We start from the raw sequence: 619 nt of genomic DNA on the forward strand, positions 1-619 counted from the left end.
TTACGCTAATTTCATCCCTTAGAAACTAGTAGCAAGAATCAGAAAATTTAGTATGCTCCGATTTATCCCAAAACCCCAAGCGGTAGCGGGTAACGGGACCGGGTGCCTACCATATCTTGATTTTTCTTAAGACATTACATTCACTAAATGCCATAACATACTAAAAACATTCAATTTTCTTATTGACGCTCGTGTCTGACAGCGGCATCCTCTGGGTATGACACAGCGCCTCACCCCTTCCTCAGCTCTCCCGTTGGACACGATCCTGATCGGCGACTGCATCGCTGAAATGGCGCGTCTTCCCGATAACTCGGTGGATTTGGTCTTTGCCGATCCGCCCTACAACTTGCAACTCAATGGTGAGTTGCATCGCCCGGACAATAGCCGAGTCGATGGCGTCGATGCCGAGTGGGATAAGCTCGGGGATTTTGCGGCGCACGACCGCTTCACGAAAGCGTGGCTAACCGAAGCCCGCCGGGTGTTGAAGGACGATGGCACCCTTTGGGTGATCGGCTCCTACCACAATATCTTCCGCCTCGGCGCGATGTTGCAGGATATGGGCTTTTGGATTTTGAACGATGTGGTGTGGCGCAAGTCCAACCCATGCCGAATTTCCGGG

1 pseudogene is annotated in these 619 nt (G+C 51.7%); it reads left to right on the plus strand.

From position 1 onward, the window contains the following. Window positions 1-217: 217 nt before the first annotated feature. A pseudogene (locus tag VZ95_RS21050) lies at window positions 218-619 on the plus strand (DNA-methyltransferase); the annotation flags it as partial.

It is taken from the genome of Elstera litoralis, assembly GCF_000963705.1.
GTDB lineage: Bacteria > Pseudomonadota > Alphaproteobacteria > Elsterales > Elsteraceae > Elstera > Elstera litoralis.